This is a genomic window from Rhizobium sp. BK602, assembly GCF_014195095.1.
Classification (GTDB): Bacteria; Pseudomonadota; Alphaproteobacteria; order Rhizobiales; family Rhizobiaceae; genus Rhizobium.
This window is the reverse complement of record NZ_JACIBC010000007.1, coordinates 138253-156177: the sequence shown is the minus strand read 5'-3', so window position 1 is coordinate 156177 and position 17925 is coordinate 138253. Positions and strand designations below refer to the sequence as shown.

The 17925-nt window shown below is 58.8% G+C and carries 15 protein-coding genes and 1 tRNA gene; 4 read left to right on the top strand and 12 right to left on the bottom strand.

From position 1 onward, the window contains the following. The 3 genes from FHX11_RS22540 to FHX11_RS22530 form a co-directional block, all read right to left on the bottom strand. Positions 1-969, bottom strand: a complete 969-nt coding sequence (locus FHX11_RS22540; RefSeq protein ID WP_184361084.1) for a GDP-mannose 4,6-dehydratase — start codon at positions 967-969, stop codon at positions 1-3. A gap of 28 nt (positions 970-997) precedes the next feature. After that, positions 998-1972: a GDP-mannose 4,6-dehydratase gene (gene gmd / locus FHX11_RS22535; RefSeq protein WP_246781114.1), complete on the bottom strand. Its 975-nt coding sequence runs from the start codon at positions 1970-1972 to the stop codon at positions 998-1000. A 428-nt stretch (positions 1973-2400) separates the two neighbouring features. Beyond that, a complete protein-coding gene (locus FHX11_RS22530) occupies positions 2401-3513 on the bottom strand; it encodes a glycosyltransferase (RefSeq protein WP_184361077.1) in 1113 nt (370 codons plus the stop codon). 262 nt (positions 3514-3775) lie between these two features. Here FHX11_RS22530 and FHX11_RS22525 point away from each other — a divergent pair, with 262 nt between their 5' ends. After that, complete coding sequence (locus FHX11_RS22525; RefSeq protein ID WP_184361074.1) at positions 3776-4144, top strand: phosphomannose isomerase type II C-terminal cupin domain; 369 nt, start codon at positions 3776-3778, stop codon at positions 4142-4144. Between the two features lie 117 nt (positions 4145-4261). Here the strand turns inward: FHX11_RS22525 and rfbC are convergent, their stop codons facing one another. The 5 genes from rfbC to FHX11_RS22500 all read right to left on the bottom strand — a co-directional run bounded on the left by rfbC (position 4262) and on the right by FHX11_RS22500 (position 9420). Further along, on the bottom strand, positions 4262-4810 hold the full coding sequence (rfbC, locus tag FHX11_RS22520; RefSeq protein ID WP_184361071.1) for a dTDP-4-dehydrorhamnose 3,5-epimerase: 549 nt from the start codon (positions 4808-4810) through the stop codon (positions 4262-4264). Positions 4811-4875: 65 nt separating this feature from the next. After that, the gene (rfbA, locus tag FHX11_RS22515) at positions 4876-5763 is read right to left on the bottom strand and encodes a glucose-1-phosphate thymidylyltransferase RfbA (protein WP_184361068.1); all 888 of its coding nucleotides are present in this window, start codon (positions 5761-5763) and stop codon (positions 4876-4878) included. Between the two features lie 81 nt (positions 5764-5844). Beyond that, a complete protein-coding gene (gene rfbD / locus FHX11_RS22510; protein ID WP_184361065.1) occupies positions 5845-6759 on the bottom strand; it encodes a dTDP-4-dehydrorhamnose reductase in 915 nt (304 codons plus the stop codon). Next, a complete protein-coding gene (gene rfbB / locus FHX11_RS22505; protein WP_184361062.1) occupies positions 6756-7823 on the bottom strand; it encodes a dTDP-glucose 4,6-dehydratase in 1068 nt (355 codons plus the stop codon). Before rfbB ends, rfbD begins: the two co-directional genes overlap by 4 nt. 631 nt (positions 7824-8454) lie before the next feature. Further along, positions 8455-9420 carry a hypothetical protein gene (locus FHX11_RS22500; RefSeq protein ID WP_184361059.1) on the bottom strand — a complete coding sequence of 322 codons (966 nt, stop codon included), beginning with the start codon at positions 9418-9420 and terminating at the stop codon, positions 8455-8457. A gap of 49 nt (positions 9421-9469) precedes the next feature. On the opposite strand from FHX11_RS22500, the gene FHX11_RS22495 reads away from it, so the two are divergent. Beyond that, positions 9470-9757, top strand: a complete 288-nt coding sequence (locus tag FHX11_RS22495; protein WP_184361056.1) for a hypothetical protein — start codon at positions 9470-9472, stop codon at positions 9755-9757. A 360-nt stretch (positions 9758-10117) separates the two neighbouring features. On the opposite strand, the gene FHX11_RS22490 is transcribed toward FHX11_RS22495, so the two are convergent. Beyond that, positions 10118-10191 (bottom strand) — tRNA-Gln (locus FHX11_RS22490). Positions 10192-10357: 166 nt separating this feature from the next. After that, complete coding sequence (locus FHX11_RS22485; RefSeq protein WP_184361053.1) at positions 10358-11314, bottom strand: hypothetical protein; 957 nt, start codon at positions 11312-11314, stop codon at positions 10358-10360. A 438-nt stretch (positions 11315-11752) separates the two neighbouring features. Between FHX11_RS22485 and FHX11_RS22480 the strand changes: the two genes are divergently transcribed. Then, positions 11753-12664 (top strand): DUF1003 domain-containing protein, encoded by a 912-nt coding sequence (locus tag FHX11_RS22480; protein WP_184361049.1) that lies wholly within the window; start codon positions 11753-11755, stop codon positions 12662-12664. 86 nt (positions 12665-12750) lie between these two features. After that, entirely contained in the window at positions 12751-13152 is a 402-nt protein-coding gene (locus FHX11_RS22475) for a cupin domain-containing protein (RefSeq protein WP_184361046.1), read from the top strand. 51 nt (positions 13153-13203) lie between these two features. Here FHX11_RS22475 and FHX11_RS22470 read toward each other — a convergent pair whose 3' ends face one another. Beyond that, a complete protein-coding gene (locus FHX11_RS22470; protein ID WP_184361043.1) occupies positions 13204-14148 on the bottom strand; it encodes a DUF4357 domain-containing protein in 945 nt (314 codons plus the stop codon). A gap of 48 nt (positions 14149-14196) precedes the next feature. Then, the gene (locus FHX11_RS22465; protein ID WP_184361040.1) at positions 14197-17592 is read right to left on the bottom strand and encodes a class I SAM-dependent DNA methyltransferase; all 3396 of its coding nucleotides are present in this window, start codon (positions 17590-17592) and stop codon (positions 14197-14199) included. Positions 17593-17925: the final 333 nt, after the last annotated feature.

The window sequence follows — 17925 nt, the reverse complement described above, 5'->3', positions numbered from 1 at the left end:
TTATCGGCCCGCCAATCGGATCTTCCAATCGTCAAGCACATCGCCAAGTGTGCGGCTCAATTCTATCTCCGGCTTCCAACCAAAGGCGTTCAAGGCCGCCTCGTTGTCACCGGCAGCGACTGTAATTTCGGGCCCGCGCAACCGTTGCGGATCGATCTCGATCTCCACGTCCAATCCGGAAAGCGCGATCAGCCTGTCGAGGATCGACTGAATCTGCACCGGCTGTCCCGAGGACAGATTGAAGACGCCGCCGAGGTGATCCGCGGCCCCCTCGATCAGCGCGGCGTCGGCATAGGCGCGCACGACATCCCGCACGTCGAGAAAATCACGGAAGGCCGAGAGGTTGCCGACGCTGATACGGGGAGGTTTGCCGCCCACCGAAATTTCGGCGAGCTGCTTGGCGAAGGCGGAGACGACATAGGCATCCGTCTGGCCGGGGCCGGTGTGATTGAACGGACGAAACCGGATGGATTTCAGCCCATCATAGGCAAGTTGCCCGACAAGCACGTCCGCGGCCGCTTTCGTCGCGCCATAGACGTTCATCGGCTTCAGCGCGGCGCTTTCCCTTATCGGCGCCTTTGCCGCATCGATGAACGAAGCACCATAAGCCTCGGAACTGCCGGCAAAGATGAAGCGCGCTTCCGGCGCAAACTCCATCGTGGCGTAGGCGAGGTTCATCGTGCCCTGGAAATTCACATCCCATGCTCGCTGCGGCATCCTGCGGGCATCCGCGGGGGCTGCGATCGCGGCGAGATGAATGATCGCCGTCGGCCGACAATCACGGATCAGGGTCTCTACCTGACCCCGATCCGCAATATTGGTCTTCCAGTCCGACGCATCTCCCTGACCGGCGGTCACTATGGTCAGCTCGGAGCCGGCCGCAGGCCGCCGGCTTTCCAACTCACGCTGCAGCCACGAGCCAACAAAGCCGCTGGCACCGGTAATGAGAATGCGATGTCCTCTCGCCATGAGATGTCTCGTCGCTCAGTCGGAAAACTTACTTGCTCAGTCGCTTGAGATCGGCCTCGACCATTTCGACGATCATCTCTTCGAGACCGATCTTCGGTTCCCATCCAAATTTCTTGCGGGCCTTCTCCGGATTGCCGAGCAACACGTCCACTTCCGCCGGACGGAAAAGCTCGGGGTCGATGACCAGATGATCTTCCATCGTCAGGCCGGCATGCTTGAAGGCGATGGCGCACATGTCGCGAACGGTCGTCGTGCGACCGGTTGCGATCACATAATCGTCGGCGACATCCTGCTGCAGCATCAGCCACATCGCGCGGACATAATCCTTCGAATGGCCCCAGTCGCGCTTGGCGTCGATATTGCCGAGCCGAAGCTCCTTTGCCAGGCCAAGCTTGATGCGAGCCACGGCATCGGTCACCTTGCGGGTCACGAATTCAATGCCGCGAAGCGGCGATTCATGGTTGAAGAGAATGCCGCTGGAGGCATGCAGACCGAAGCTTTCGCGATAGTTCACGGTGATCCAGTGGCCATAGAGCTTGGCGACCGCGTAAGGCGAGCGGGGATAGAAGGGCGTCACCTCGGACTGCATCGGCTCCTGAATGAGGCCGTACATTTCAGACGAGGACGCCTGATAGAACCGGGCTTCCGGCCGCTCTATGCGCACGGCCTCCAGCACATTCGCAACGCCGAGGCCCGTCACCTGGCCGGTCAGGAGCGGCTGCTGCCAGGACGATTTGACGAAGGACTGCGCGCCGAGATTGTAGACTTCGTCCGGCTTCACGTCCTTGATCGTTCTGATCAGGCCGGAAAGATCCAAAAGATCGCCGTCGACAATGCGGACGTCGCGCTCGATGCCCAACCACTCCAGACGAGTAAGATTGACATCAGCGGTACTCGAACGGCGCGCAAGTCCATGGACTTCATAACCCTTCTGCAGCAGCAGCTCTGCAAGATAGGCGCCATCCTGACCCGTAATACCCGTGACCAATGCTTTCTTCACCAAGATCCATCTCCATGTTTGCCGCATCACATCGGGCGGCGGCACCAGACAGACCGAGCGCCGTCGAGCGCATCGTCATGCCTGGCTGCGTTGTTTTCCAGCGCCATTTAGCCCGTCCGGACCTCAATGACAACGATCATAAGCAATTTCGCTCTGAGCGATCTCCCAGTGGCGCAAATATACTCACGAGGAATCGGTACACCAATCCCCTCATGTATGCATCATCGCTTTACAAGTCGTCGCGCAAGTTATGGCAACATTGACCCACGATGTCTCACGCGGTTGTTTTTAATACAAGGACCGACGAAGCTTGCTCGGTTCCTTCAAGCGCCAAAACGGCCATATCGTGGCATTGCACACAAATACCGCGGCGGCCGGGTCATCGCGCACCGTCCGACCGTTTCCGGAAGCCGGCTTCCACAGCCCCGAGCTCAAACCGGATCGACCAATTCGCGATAAAGACCATCATATGCGCAGCACATTTCCTGCGCGGTGAAGCGGGCAAGATAGCGTTCGCGTGCCGCGGCGCCGAACGCGGCAGCCTTCTTCTCATCGTCCCATAGAAGCTTCATGGCGTCGGCCAGGGCATCGGCGTCGTCCGGCGGCACCACCAATCCCGTTTCACCCTGCAGGTTGACGAAGCTTGTTCCGGTGCCGATTTCACATGAAATCATTGCCTTACCGAACATTGCCGCCTCGACGAGAGACAATCCGAAAGCCTCGGAACGGAGATGGGAGGGAAATACGAAGGCCGTGCAAAGCTCGAGCAGGGCGATCTTGTCGCTATCCGGCAAGGAGCCGAGAAAATGGATATTGCCGAAATTCTGCTGCGCGGCCTGCTTCAATTCCGCCTCCATCGGTCCGTCACCGACGATCACGACATCCAGGCCATTGCGTTTCGCGGCCTCCAGCAGGATATGGACCCCCTTGTAGTAGCGCAAAACACCGACAAACAGGAAAAAGCGAGGGGGGAGCCGGCTGCGCCAATGCGCAAGCGTGGCCTCGTCCGCCTTTGGATAGTCGGCCTCATCCAGCCCCAGCGGGATCACGCTTGTCTTGGATCTGAATTTTTCAAGCACATCACTTGATGTCAGATAGTTCGGAGAGGTCGCGACGATGCGGTCGACGCTTTTCAGAAAGCGCGACATCAGCGGCCTGTAGAATTGCAGCAGGACCTTCTGCTTCACGATGTCCGAATGATAGGTCACGACAGTTGGCTTGCCGGGAGGAACAGCAAGATGGACGATGTCCATCACCGGCCATGGAAAGTGATAGTGAACGATGTCGGCCTTTCGGCTCAACTCGCGGAAACGTCCAAACGCCTCGCGCGAAAAGCCGGTGGATGCGAATTCGAAATCGAGCTTGGCCTTGTGCGCCATATGGCCATCGAATTCGACGCTGTTTTCCCGCGGCATCTTGCTGAGCGAGAGCACATCGGTCTCGACGCCATAGCGGGCAGTGCCCTTGGCGATCGCATGGATGGTCCGTTCGATTCCGCCGAATGTATCCGGCCAATAGGTTTTGAAGAAATGGAGAACGCGCATGGCATCCCTGTATCGAAAAGCAATCGCGGCGTCACCTATGGTGTCGCCGACCGTTGGAAACATCCGACCTTCGTATCGGCGCCTTCCCGGTTCCACCACGCCACCGATAGATCCTCCGGGGCGCCAGATCCCATGAATCTCTGCGGGAACATTTATCATTATTGGCTAAAAAGCCTTGCCCTGTCGGCGACGTTAAATTAATGCCGCCTGTACTTTTCAGCCGCGTCATGGCTGATCGGTTGCCTATGCAGAGGGAATTTCATTGAGATCAGGAAGTCTTTACAAGGTTGGCGACAATGATCGCCGTCCATGGGGAACATGGCATGTGCTCGATATCGGCGAGTGCCATGTCGTCAAGCGCATCGTCGTCAATCCCGGCGAGCGGCTGTCGCTGCAATATCACAATCATCGCGCGGAGCGCTGGACGGCCGTTTCGGGACAGGGCGTTGCCGAGATCGATGGAGCCGAACATCCGCTGCGGCTCGGGCATACGGTCGATATTCCGCTCAAGGCGACGCATCGGGTTTCCTGCACCGGCGATCAACCGCTGATCTTCATCGAGATCCAATATGGCGAGCTGCTGGATGAGAACGACATCATCCGATTGAGCGACGACTACAATCGGGTCTGATTGAGGCGGCCGATGGCGTTTTGGTCGCCCAATGCGCCATCTCCAGCCCTGTCAGAGCAAACTATCGACGATGCAACCGGGGCTATGTTTGCGTTGCCGAACCAGGTCTCTTGGATTTTACGCGAATAGTTCCGCGTCGTGCAGGGCAGGCAGTTTCTGGTCCTTTGGCGAGAGGGTGAGGGCGTCGGCGGTGTTCCAGTCGATGCCGATGGCCGGGTCGTCAAAGCGGATGCCGCGATCGCAGTCGGGGACGTAGTAGTCGGTGGTCTTGTAGAGGAATTCGACACGCTCGCTCAGCGTCAGGAAGCCGTGGGCAAAGCCTTCCGGGATCCAGAGCTGGCGCTTGTTGTCCTCCGACAGGAAGACGCCGACCCATTGGCCGAAGGTCGGCGACGAGCGCCGGATGTCGACGGCAACGTCATAGACCTCTCCGACGACGACGCGCACCAGCTTGGCCTGCGCGCGCGGTGCCAGCTGATAATGCAGGCCGCGCAGCACGCCCTTGCCCGAGCGGCTGTGATTGTCCTGCACGAAGGCGGCGCTTCGCCCGATCGCCGCTTCGAACTTCGCCTGGTTGAAGCTTTCGAGGAAAAATCCGCGATCGTCGGCAAACACCGTCGGCTCGATGATCTTGACGTCCGGTATGGCGGTATCGATGGCTTTCATAGGTCTTCCCGTTTCGCTCTGACTGCATTCGACAGGCCGGCAACAGGGCCGGCCGCCTGACGCACTTAAAATATCCGCTCGTGAAGCATGTTCAGAAGATATTGCCCATAGCCGTTCTTCTTCAGAGGCTCGGTGAGCGCCTCGACCTGCGCCGCATCGATCCAGCGGCTGCGATAGGCGATCTCCTCCGGGCAGGCGACCTTCAGGCCCTGCCGGCTCTCGATGGTGGCGATATAATGGCTCGCCTCCAGCATCGATTCATGCGTGCCGGTGTCGAGCCAGGCATAGCCCCGGCCCATCGTCTGCACGTCGAGCTGTCCCGCTCTCAGATAATGCGCATTGACGTCGGTGATCTCCAATTCGCCGCGCGGCGAGGGACGGATCGATTTGGCCACCTCCACCACGTCGGCGTCGTAGAAATAAAGCCCGGTGACGGCATAATTGCTCTTCGGCTCCTTCGGCTTCTCCTCGAGGCTGATCGCCCGGCCGTCCGCATCGAATTCGACCACGCCATAGCGGTGCGGATCGTGCACGTGATAGGCAAAGACCGTCGCACCCGCCTCCTTGTCGCTTGCCTGGTGCAGAAGCTTGGCGAAGTCGTGCCCGTAGAAGATATTGTCGCCGAGGACCAGCGCCGACGCAGCACCATCCAGGAACGCCTCGCCGATCAGGAAGGCCTGCGCCAGCCCGTCCGGGCTCGGCTGCACCGCATAGTCGAGCTTGATGCCCCACTGGCTCCCATCGCTCAACAGCTGCTCGAAACGCGGCGTGTCCTGCGGCGTCGAGATGATCAGGATCTCGCGGATGCCGGCCAGCATCAACGTCGTCAGCGGATAATAGATCATCGGCTTGTCGTAGATCGGCAGAAGCTGCTTGCTGACGGCAAGCGTCGCGGGATAAAGCCGCGTGCCGGAGCCGCCTGCGAGGATGATGCCTTTGCGTGCCTTGTTCATGGTCCAGCGTCTCGTCTTGGTTTCGGTCTGCGGCCGGCCGGCCATCGATCGCAACCGATGGCGACAACGGCCTTGGGCGGGTCAAAGCGCGGTGGAGGCCAGTCTGGTAGGTGCCAGTCTGCCGATGACGTCGTCGACGCCCTCCTGCCATGCGGGAAGGGTCAGGCCGAAGCGATCCGTCAGCCTGGCGCAGTTCAGCCTGGAATTCTGCGGCCGCTTGGCCGGCGTCGGATAGTCGGCGGTCGGGATCGGCTTCAGCGCATCGAGCGTGAGCGCAAGCGTAAAGCCCCGCGCCGCCGCGTCACGGACGATATGCGCGGCATAGCCATGCCAGGACGTCTCGCCCCGCGCGCTCAGATGATAGGTGCCCGACACATCCACCGCCCCCGGAGCGCTGGCAAGCTCAAGGACCCGGCGGGTGACATCGGCGATCAGCGCCGCGGACGTCGGTGCCCCGACCTGGTCGGCGACCACGTTCAGCGTGCTGCGCTCCCCGGCAAGGCGCAGGATGGTCTTGAGGAAATTGTTGCCGTGATGGCCATAGACCCAGCTCGTCCGCAGGATGACATGGGAGCCTCCGGCCGAACGCACCGCCTCTTCGCCCAGCCACTTGCTCTCGCCATAGACCGACTGCGGATTGATCGGATCGCTCTCCACATAGGGATCGGCCTTCGAGCCGTCGAAGACGTAGTCGGTCGAATAATGCACGAGCAGGGCGCCGTGATCGGCGGCCCAGCGCGCCAGCACCCCGGGGGCGGCCGCATTCACCGCCATCGCCTGGTCCTTCTCGCTCTCGGCGCGATCGACGGCGGTATAGGCGGCGGGATTGACGATGATGTCGGGCTTGCGCTCCCTCAGAACGGCAAGAATGCTCGCCTCGCTCGCCAGATCCATCTCGGCGCGCGTCACCGCGTCGATGGTGCCGAGCGGCGCGAGTGCGCGCTGCAATTCGAAGCCGACCTGCCCGTTGGCGCCGGTGACGAGGATTAAGCTCATGCGCGCACCTCGTATTGCTTGTCCAGCCAGTCGCGATAGGCGCCACTGGTGACGTTCGCCACCCAGTCCTGATGGGCGAGATACCATTCGATCGTCTTGCGAATACCGGTCTCGAAGGTCTCTTCCGGCTTCCAGCCGAGCTCCCGCTCCAGCTTGCGCGCATCGATCGCGTAGCGCCGGTCATGGCCGGGTCGGTCCTTCACGAAGGCGATCTGGTCCTGGTAACGGCCGCCGCCGGCTTTCGGCCGCAGCTCGTCGAGAATGGCGCAGATCGTGTGCACCACCTCCAGATTGGGCTTCTCGTTCCAGCCGCCGACATTATAGGTCTCGCCCACCTTGCCGGCCTCCAGCACCCGGCGGATGGCGCTGCAATGATCCTTGACGTACAGCCAGTCGCGGATCTGCTGGCCGTCGCCGTAGATCGGCAGGTCCTTGCCCGAGAGCGCATTCAGGATCACCAGCGGGATCAGCTTCTCCGGGAAATGATAGGGGCCGTAATTGTTGCTGCAATTGGTGGTCACCACCGGCAGGCCGTAGGTGTGATGCCAGGCGCGCACCAGATGGTCCGACGCCGCCTTGCTGGCGGAATAGGGGCTGTTCGGCTCGTATCGATTGAGCTCGCTGAACGGCGCGTCATCCTTCGACAGCGTGCCGTAAACCTCGTCGGTCGAGACATGCAGGAAGCGGAACGCCTGTTTCTCGTCCCCCGCCAGGCCGTCCCAATAGCCGCGGACCGCCTCCAGCAGATTGAAGGTGCCCACCACATTCGTCTGGATGAAATCGCCGGGGCCGTGGATCGAGCGGTCCACATGGCTTTCGGCGGCGAAATTGAGCACCGCGCGCGGCCGGTGCCGCGCCAGCAGATCCCCCACCAGATCGCGATCGCCAATATCGCCATGCACGAACACATGACGATTGTTCCCCCGCAACCCCTGCAGCGTGTCCAAATTGCCCGCATAGGTCAGCTTATCAAGATTGATCACCGTCTCATCGAACCGTTGCAGCCAGTCGAGAACAAAATTCCCGCCAATGAAACCAGCGCCACCTGAAACCAATATCGTCATGCCAATCCCATAGCTATCAAGCCAAGCCCAAATACTATCCGGACCAGCACGCCTGCCCCCACCCAATACCGCCCAAGCAAAACCATAATGCCTATAAACCACAAAAATAGCCCGAAAAACCCCACTTTCGGATTCGCGTGGCCGTTGTGCTCATCTCACGATACTCCCGATGCGAAAAAGCATCACTGCTCTCGCTGACGACACCTAAAACGCATCGCGATCTTGATCTTTGATTGTGCGCATGTCGCGCAAAACAGCGAAATGCGCGATGACGGGGCAAGACATTCTTCGACCGTATCGGCATCCAGCAGGATATCCCGATAGAGAACCACTGAATCCGTCGATACGAAAGACCGCCCGCCCGCTTGAGGGCACGGCGGAACATGGCGCGCGAGGGCAAACAGTCGACGACAGTTCAGGAAAATCACTGGATCAGGAAGCTTGAATTGGCTGGGGAACCTAGATGAGCAGGAGCACCTTTAAAAACGATTTTTTACCAACTGGTTAGCCGAACTCGTGTCAACAATTTGGGGGTAGGATTCGGAGTTGTCAACTGTCGAATATTACGTCGAGCCCGGGTACTGTCGGCGTGTCCTGTGTCTGCATCGGTGCATGCAATAGAGCGACGATTTCAGACGCCCCGCACCACCCCAATCAATCGCCGAAACTCGGCGTCCTTGCTGTCGCTTTTCCAGCGATTGACGAACCGGCATACGATCTGAAGGTTGTCCTTTTCGTATTGCCCGTTGCTGTCGATTCGGTCGAGGGAGCAGAGCATTTCCGGGTCGTCCTCGTCTCCATCGTATTGGAGGGGCAATTCGGTTATGGCGCATCGCCCGTCCTGCTCGGCCAAAAGGGCCGTAAGGAACGGCATCAACTCATTTTCCGGAATCAGAAGGTCCTTGTTTTTGACCGTGCGCTGCACCGTCTGCCCGTTCGAGAAATTGACTGTTCCTTTGGCTGTGGCGGCCATTCGCCAGATCGCCTTTTGCCGGGCGTTGAAATTGATCCCTGGATTTTTGCGTCGGCGTTCCACCTTCGCGCGCCATTCAGGCCGCGAATGCCATGGGGTGAGATCGTCGCCATTCAGAAGGGCCATTGCGTAGTCGGCGTTATCCGGCGTCAATTGCTGGAGTGTGCCTTCCGTGAACAGGAATTCCTGAGCCTTGGGATGCAGGCCGCCCCATTCCAGCCGATTGCCCAACCGGTTTTGGTTCGACCATGGGACGCAGGATTTGTGGCAGATAATCACGTCACCTTGCGCGCCAACAGGCTCTTTCAATGGCTCGAAGACCGCCGACTCAGAGCCCGACGTTGTCCACCAAAGCTGTTCTTTTTCACGGTGAAACCAGATGTCGCCATCGCTTTCGACAATGGTCGTCATCAAATTGAACCAGCGCGATGCTGTCTGCCGTGTGGGTGTTTTTCCCGCCGCTGTCTTGCTTTTGCTGAGGCAGAAATTGATGTAGCCGTCTCGGTCGCCTGCTTCCCAAAAACCATGGACCGCCGCATCGTTCATGGTGGCGATTGTGCCGCGCTTGAGGCAATCCGGCCAAGCGTAATTCTCTCGCCCAAAATTGGCGATATAGACCTTCATGCGCTCCGAGACCTACCGCGCTTGACTGTACCGCAGGCGCATAGAACGCTTGCGCCGCCAGATCGAGGAAGCTCGAAAGCGCCGTCAACGCATGTTGCTGCTGCTCCTGCTGGCCATCCTTGCCATGCAGGAATCGATTTTGGCAGCATTTCAGCGCTCATATGTAGACTGGCCTGATCCCGATCCAGGGCCGTTAGATTGGACGCCTGACCCGGCAAACGACTTTGCCCCACGCCACGGCAGTGACGACTACTGTGACGGCTACAGCCGCGAGCAGTGGAATCGGATGTTGGATGTTCTCGAAGTGAACCCGGAGTTCTCGACTGCAATTGTTTGATACGCTCCTGCCAAATCTCGGTATTTAAACTCCAGCGCACGACAGCGCGAATGTCTTCTTCAGTAGGAACGTACTCCTCGTCCTCTTCAAGCATGCGAAACAGCCCTTCAGTCTGGATGAACAGCTCGGCTGCTCGTACCTTGGCCGTTTTTCGCACGGTTGTATTTAACGAGCGGTATAGCTCCTTGCGGCGAAGGCGATATTGGAGATGGGGAGGTGCGCGTCGCCTGAATACAAAGGAATCAGCTTCACGCCGAAGATAATTTGACATCGCCAATGCGCCCTATGTGGGGGTGCAATGTGGGGTCATCCCCAACGTTGACGAGATCGGCGTAAATTATTGAATTAAAACAAGATTTTTGGCTGGGGAACCTGGACTCGAACCAAGATTAACGGAGTCAGAGTCCGTCGTTCTACCATTGAACTATTCCCCAACGACCGCTAGGCGATAACACCCTTCGCGGTGAAGGCTGCGCCTCTATAATCGAATTTGCCGCGGATGCAAACACTTTAACGCGGACGGATACGATTTTTTGAAATGGGCGCCGCTGCTTCCGCTTGCCTCGCCGCCAAGACGAAGGATGCAAGGCGATATCGCCCCTATCGCAGCACCGGTTCGCCATGGAACCGCCGCCGCGACGGCTTGGAGACGCCGAAACCGACCTCCATCATCAGCCGCGGCTTCTGTGTCGGCACGGTGCCCATATGGAAACCGAAGGGATCCTCGACAAAGCCGAAACCGGCCTTGCCGGTCAGCGTGACGGTGCTTTCCGGCCCGTAATAACCGAGGACCTCCTCGGCCGGATGCCCCACAAGCAGCGTCAGCTGATGCTTCACGGCCCGCCGCCTGTGGCTGCCCCTGACGAAGACATGCGGCCCGGTGCCCTCGTCCACATCGACGAGATTGAAGAAGAATTTCAGCATCCGCCAGTCGTCGAGGTCGAAATGATACTTGAAGGAGGCGCGGCTGAGATCGGCTTCCGATGCCGATTTTGTCGGGAAACTCCACCAGATGCGGGTGGTGATCACCTGGGCCTGCCCACCCAGATAATGCCTGGCCACATCGCTGAGCAGAGGGTCGTTCTGGACCGTGCGGACGGCCTCGCAATCCAGCGAGCGTTCGAAGAAATGACCGCTGAGGATGGACCGCCCGAAGCGCGCCTCGGCCTGCTCGTGCTCGGGCGCGACGAATTCGAGCTTCCTGTCGAAATTGCCGAAGCAGCCCGTGGCATGGGCAAATTCGGCAATGTCACGATGGATGTCGTCCGGCAGGATCAGGCCCGAAAAAATCCCGTCCGTCCGCAGCGCATCGACGACGCTGCCATGCTCGATCCCGGCAAACATCGAGGCGCCGGACGCGGGACGCGCCACCGGCCGCCGCGTCGCCAGCCAATGCATGCGCCGGAACGGCAAGGTCCGGGCGAGCAGGAACATGGGCAGCCAGGCCGGATTTTCCTTCAGATCCGTCAGATAGGTGGGGATCCGGACGGCCATCCGCTTGAAGCGGCCGCCTTGTCTGGCGATGGACTCCAGGTCATTTGCCGGAGGATTGTGCATGGTATCCTTTCCGCACGCGTGCCGAGCCCATGGAACAGGCTGCGCCCGCCGGAAGCTCATTGAATTCGATCACTCGTTCGGCGCCGCAATACGCCTGCTGCAATGCGGCAAATAGGAGCCGGCCCTCTTCCGTCAAGAGGTTGAAAATTCACAATTTCATTTCATTGCCACGACCGGCACGCAGGACTATAGCAAACGTTTCCGGCACTCTCGGGCCGGTTGTCGCGAAAGAGAGAGATAAAATGACGCCGGCGGCCGAATTCATTTGCCTTTGTTTAGGACAGGATTGCTACTAACCGTTTGTCGCCGACGGGGCGGGCTGCGAGGATCAGGCAGACGCGGCGCCGCTTGGGGAGCCGACCCCCGCGGCCGGCAGACAGTCACAATCCTGTTCCGATCATTGGCTAGAGGAACGGAAACTTTGAACGAGGGCCGCATATGACAGAGACAGAGACCGTTGATCCGACCGAAGGCATCGTCGACTTCGACGCCGGCGAAGGCGAAGCGGCAACCGTGGAGATGGACGACTATACCAAAAGCCTCGCGCAGGCGAAGGCCAAGTCCGTCAAGCTTGTCGACGCCATCACCGGCGCACCGCTGAAAAAGAAGGACGCGGTGCATTTCGACGATCTGCGCCCATCGCTGGCCGAGTTCATGCGCCAGAAGCATCCCAACATCCGCTCCGACGACTATGTCAGCCGCAAGGCGATGGACGATTATCGCGCCCAATATATCGCCGAACTGCTGACCGACGAGCGCGGCGAGCTTTCGAACCTCGAGGACGAGGTCGTCGAGAGCCTGAAGACGCACGACACGCTCGCCGAGAATATCGAGGAGGATTACGAGGATCACCGCTCCATCGGCGACCGCATGGCAGACATCGTCGCGGCTTTCGGCGGCAGCTGGACCTTCATCATCTCCTTCTGCCTGTTCCTGGCGGTCTGGATGGGCATCAATGTTATCATGGGCGAGAACAAGGCCTTCGACGCCTATCCGTTCATCCTGCTGAACCTCATTCTCTCGACCATCGCCGCGCTGCAGGCGCCGATCATCATGATGAGCCAGCGCCGGCAGGAGGCCAAGGACCGGCTGCGCGCGCTCAACGACTACAAGGTGAACCTGAAAGCCGAACTGGAAATCCGCCACCTGCACGAAAAAGTCGACCATCTCCTTAACCGCCAATGGGAACGCCTGACCGAGATCCAGCAGATCCAGATCGAGATGATGCTCGAGCAGGCCAAGGCCGCCACGCGGGCGATGAAGGTCTCCAAGGCTTCGAAAGCGAAGACGAGCGCGCTGAAGAGCCTGTTTGGCGGCAAGGCCAAGGTCGCGGATGATTCGGAGGAATAGGGGCGCGGGAAAAGCCCGACTCATTGACATCCACGATCGTTATGACACCGTTCAAGGCGGCACCCTGAACGATAGGCCGAGGAAAAATGAGCGAGCATTCACAGGCCGTTATCACCACCGCTGAAGAGCGACCGCGCGACGGATGGAACGATCCCGTCCACGGCTCCATCTCCTGGCACACGCTGCTGAGCAGCGACATCACCCCCACCGACAGCATGAGCGCCGGCATCGCGGACCTTGCGCCCGGCGGCGAACTGAAGCCGCATCGGCACGATCCATCGGAAATCTACTTCATCTTCGAAGGAACCGGGATCGTGCGGATCGACGGCCAGGAAACGACGGTCAAACCCGGCACGACCGTCTTCATCCCCGGCAACGCCGAACACGGCATCCGCAACGAATCATCGGCAAATTTGAAATTCTTCTACGTGTTTCCGACGGGATCGTTTGCGGAAGTGGTTTATCGGTTTCCGGAGGCTATCTCATAGCGACAGTCGACAAGGATGGCAAACCCGGTGGCCAATCGATCAAGTGTGGCTTTACTGCACCGCGTCAGCCCGTTCACCTGCCGTGGCGGCAATACCAAGCACGGCGCCGAGCGGCACACCATCCGCCACTCTCAACCAGTCTTGATAACCCGTAGAGCTTCGGCCCTTGACGAGAGCAGAGGCTGGTGAAGGCTTCGAAAAGGGGATGTCTCTGGTGAGTTCCAAGTGATCACCACGTTCGATAAGGCCGCCATCCCGAACCAACTGCTCACGTAGTTTTCGCACATTCGACGGCAAGCTCTCTGTGATCCTCGAATTGATTTTGGAGCCAGCCGTCAAAACGTAGGTGCCATCCTCGTAGCGTAGAAATGCCCGATCCTCGAGCCGCTTTGGCAGTGTGGAATAGAGGTCGATAATCAGGTTTTGCGCCTCGTCGTCGCGCTGCTCGACCTGTCCGGCCGGCGATGTAGAGGTTCTCTCCTTGACAGAGAAGAGATCATATCCGAGCGCTTCCAGAACATAGATCATGTTCCCAAGATAGGTTTGCATCGTCGCAATATCGGCGCGGGGAAGGTTTGAGCTCGTCGGCTTGTTCGCATTTGCGACAATCACCTTACCATTGTTGCCCCGGAGGATGGACCACAGCTTTTCCTCCAACCATTTCACATGCGCACGCGTGAGGTTGTCGTCCTTGCTGGTGAAGATCAGGAAGGTGTCAAATTCGATCGGGAACTTGCCGCTTATGTAGCGCTGCGAGAAGTCATCACTCTCGCCAACATAGATCTCTGGCAGGTCATCCTCAGCGCCGCTCTTGATCAGCAAATAGACGCATGACCGGGCTAGCACTTCCGCTTCCAGAGCTTTCTTAAAGAACTCGGGCTGCCCGGCAATAGCGACACCAGTCCAGTTGTCGAGCTCGACGGTTCGTAGGCTGCGCGGATCTTTGCCGGTGATGAAGATCTTCACGACACGACCAACGAATTCACTCACGCTCATGCATCACCTCTAAAGCCCAACTAATGGCACAACCGGTAAGATGCTCATTCAAGCCGCCCGTCGGAGCTCGAAACTCTTGCCATCGGACGTTGAAACGAGTCCCATGCGGTAGAGGGAGGCAATAACGGCGGAGACGGAATCCAAGCATTTGCGACCTTGCTTAAAGGAGGCAGCGATTGTGGCCGACTCTATTGGTCTCTCGGCTTGCATTAGCATCTGATGGACCGCAAAGGTCTGATCCCGCTCATCCTTGGGGAAAGCAGGCTTCGGTCCAGAAACAGCGGCGGCGCTCACCTCGCCGAGATCAGCCTCCAGCTGCTCCGCCTTTTCCTTGTCCGAGCCGAAACGCGGAATCTGGTAGTCGGGCCGCAGCCAGCGCACCTTGCCCCGCGCCTCCTCCTTTACCCGCTCCTTGTTTAAAGCGACGAGACGGATGAGCACCTCTTCCTCCGACATGTCGACTGGCCATCCATAGGCCGCGGCCACGGTGGCGTCGAGCCTATCGTGCAGTTCCTTCAGGATCAGGACCAGCCCGTCATCGAAGATGAGTCGCTCCTTGTCATTCAGATCATCGGGCTTCACGCCCACCCTCAACCGCTCCAGCACGTTATAGAGGCCGGTCAGCGTCAGGTGCTCGTGGTCAACCAACACACGCTTGCGATGGGCATCCAGATCCTCCGCGATGGCACCAATCGCTGACTTCTGAGTGTCGGTGGCATCGGGAAAGGGGAAGGGGTCGAAGCAACGGGATTTGGAATAGCGCGGATCGTTACCCACACCAAGCCAACCACCGGCGCGAAGAGCCCAAATACCGTGGAAACGCGAGGATAGGACGCCAAGTGGAAAACCATCGCTCAGACCAATGGCGACGAGCATGTTGTCCGGCAGGATCGAGGCATCGAGGAACTGGAAAACACGGTGCTTAGCGGTTTCGACGGTGGCGATGTAGCGAGGGAGATTGACAAGAGCGGGACGCAGGTCTCTGCGAGGCTCGCCAAAAATCCACCAATTATCTCGATAAGTAGCGCGATTATTTACATCCCGCTCTGGCTTAACAGTATTGAGAACGTGCTGATAAACCGCCGGAAAGCGGAGGCGAACCTCTTCCGCCGTTAGGCCAAAGAGATCGATCACCATAACGCCGCGAGGACGGTCCATCAGATCACGTCCGTTGCGATAGATTCGGATATGGTTCTCCAGTCCCGTCTGCCGACCAAGGCCAAGGTGCTCTGCTTCCCCGGGGGTGACAATGAAGCCTGAACCGTGAAGCGACATGCCTCGTGAAGAGAGCCCTTCATTTGCCTTCATCGAATTGGCCGACGCAACATCCACCCCCACCGTCAGATCCGAATTGATTTTGCCCCTGAATTCCCCAAACAGGATCACCGGGCTGTCGGTCTCCACGCCTTCCTCTGCCGTCACCTCCAACAGCACGCCATCTTGTTTGCCAGCCTCGACTACGGTCATGGCGATACGAACGGCAGCGTTGTCGCGAGTAACCTTGGTCCACGGATGGTCCGGGATCGCCATGATGATGGAGAGCGGCTTCCTGGCATTGAGATAGGGCTCCATCACCCGGCGCTGGAACACCTGGCTGATTGAATTGGTGGTAACGAAGCCGAAGCGCTTCAACGGGCTTTTGGCCTTAAGCAGGATATCAGCGGAGCGATCCCACCAATACATGACGAAATCCGCACTTTCGTTCATGTGCTTGTGCGCTTTCCACAGTGCCTCGGTGTAAGCACTACCCATACGCGCGCGGATGTCCTTACCGCCGATGAAGGGCGGATTGCCGACGATGTAATCGGCCTTCGGCCAGTCGGGCCGGCGGGCATTCGGATAGGTCTCCTCTCCATCGACCACTTTCGGCAGCGGATAGCCGTTCCAGGTCAGCACCGCATCGCGGTTCTCGATATTGTGAAAAGCCTTCAGGATCGGCTCTGAAGGGGCAACGCCGCGATTGCGGAAATGCCATTGCAGGTGACCGATCCACAACACCAGTTCGGCGATCGCCGCCGCACGCGGGTTAAGCTCCAGGCCCAAGAACTGGTGCGGATCGACGGTGTGGCTTTCATAGGCCAGAGCTTCCTGTCCGCCGAGGTCGTTCAGCGCCTCAAGCACCTCGCCTTCTAGCCGCTTCATTAGTTCCAGCGAGACATAGAGAAAATTGCCCGTGCCGCAGGCTGGGTCGAGCACACGGGTTTCGCACAATCTATCGTGGAAAGCCTGCACGGTCTTGATCGCGGCCGCCTCCTTGCCTTCCGACTTTTGCCGGTCTGCGGTGGAACGGGCATTGTCCCATTCCTCGCGCAAAGGATCGATAACTGTGGCAATGACAAGGCGCTCGACATAGGCGCGCGGCGTGTAGTGTGCGCCTAGGCGACGGCGGTCGGTCGGGTCCAGCGCCTGTTCGAGGAACGTGCCGAAGATCGCCGGCTCCACGTCGCGCCAATCGTAGGCTGCGGCTGCAGCGAGTTCGCCGATTTCTTCCTTGGCGAGCTTGAGCGCGCGGCGATTTTTGAAGAACTCGCCATTGAATTTCTTCACCTTTGCCCGGATCGCGGCGGCGTCTCCGCCTTCGTCCATCGCCTTCCAGAGATTTTCCATCATGCCAGGAAAGATTTCCGGCTTTTGCGCGCAATCCCTCAACAGGTCCTTAAAACTGTCCTTTGGCAGAAGCTCCACATCTTCCGCGAACATTGTGAAAAGCACGCGCATCAAGAACATCGCCACGTCTTCGGTGGCGTGACCCTGCTCCTCCAGCGCCTTCGACACCCTAGCGATACGGGTAGCAATTTCACGCGTTACCTTGGCGGCGTAACGCGATGGATCGAGCGACAGCGGATCGGTCCAGATCGCCTTCAGGCGCTCGCGGATCTTTTCGTCGCGCAAATCTTCCAGATAGATACGGAAAGAACGGCGATCCGGGAACTGGTCGTAAGCCTTTCCGTCCCGGCGGAAATTGGCGTAGACCTCAATACAATGGCCAACATCGCAAACGAGAACGAATGGCGGTGGCTCATGCGATGCCGGCAAAAGCCGGACATAGTTCTCCGCCTGCTGACGGGCATTCATCATCAGCACGTCCCAAGCACGATTCGCACCAGCACGGCGACCTCGTGGCGCAGCAGCTGCAAAACCAGGCAGCTGCGGAGCATCAAGCTTCTTGTCGCCGCTAAGGCGACTTTGCTTTGCCTCTAGAAGAAAACAATCTCGCTTGTAAAGATCGATGCGCTTGGATGAGACAGTGCCGTCCCGCGCACTCTCGCGCACCACACGCTCAAAGACATAATCATTGGCCTCATGAGCAGCGGACGCAGGATTGGCATGCGGCAAACCCAGGAGATCACACAGTTCGGTCAGGAACAACGCGTAATTTGCCCTTTCCTGCCCGCCCTCTTGATGCTGCCAACGGTCAATAAATCGCTCTACTTCTGCCTGCATAAATAGATCTCGCCCCAACTTCTCAGGCAAATTTAGCCCGTAAGGAAATTCATGCAAGCGGCCAGTTCTTTACATGATCGACCACTGAGCTCGAGCTCACAGATTGCATGTTTAGTTCGCCGGCTACTTTCGCTCTATCGGTATCGCCGTCTCTAACGCCCTGCTGGGTGGGACAGTGGGTGTCCCGTTCGGATGATTAGCTTCATAGAACGCAAACTACGCCGCTGTGAGCATTAAGATGCTGAGAGTGCGGCCCTAGCCATTCGATATCGGCATCTAAGATCGAGAGAAATCAGCAGATCACTAGAAAGCCTTAAGGCCCAAAGATCAAAA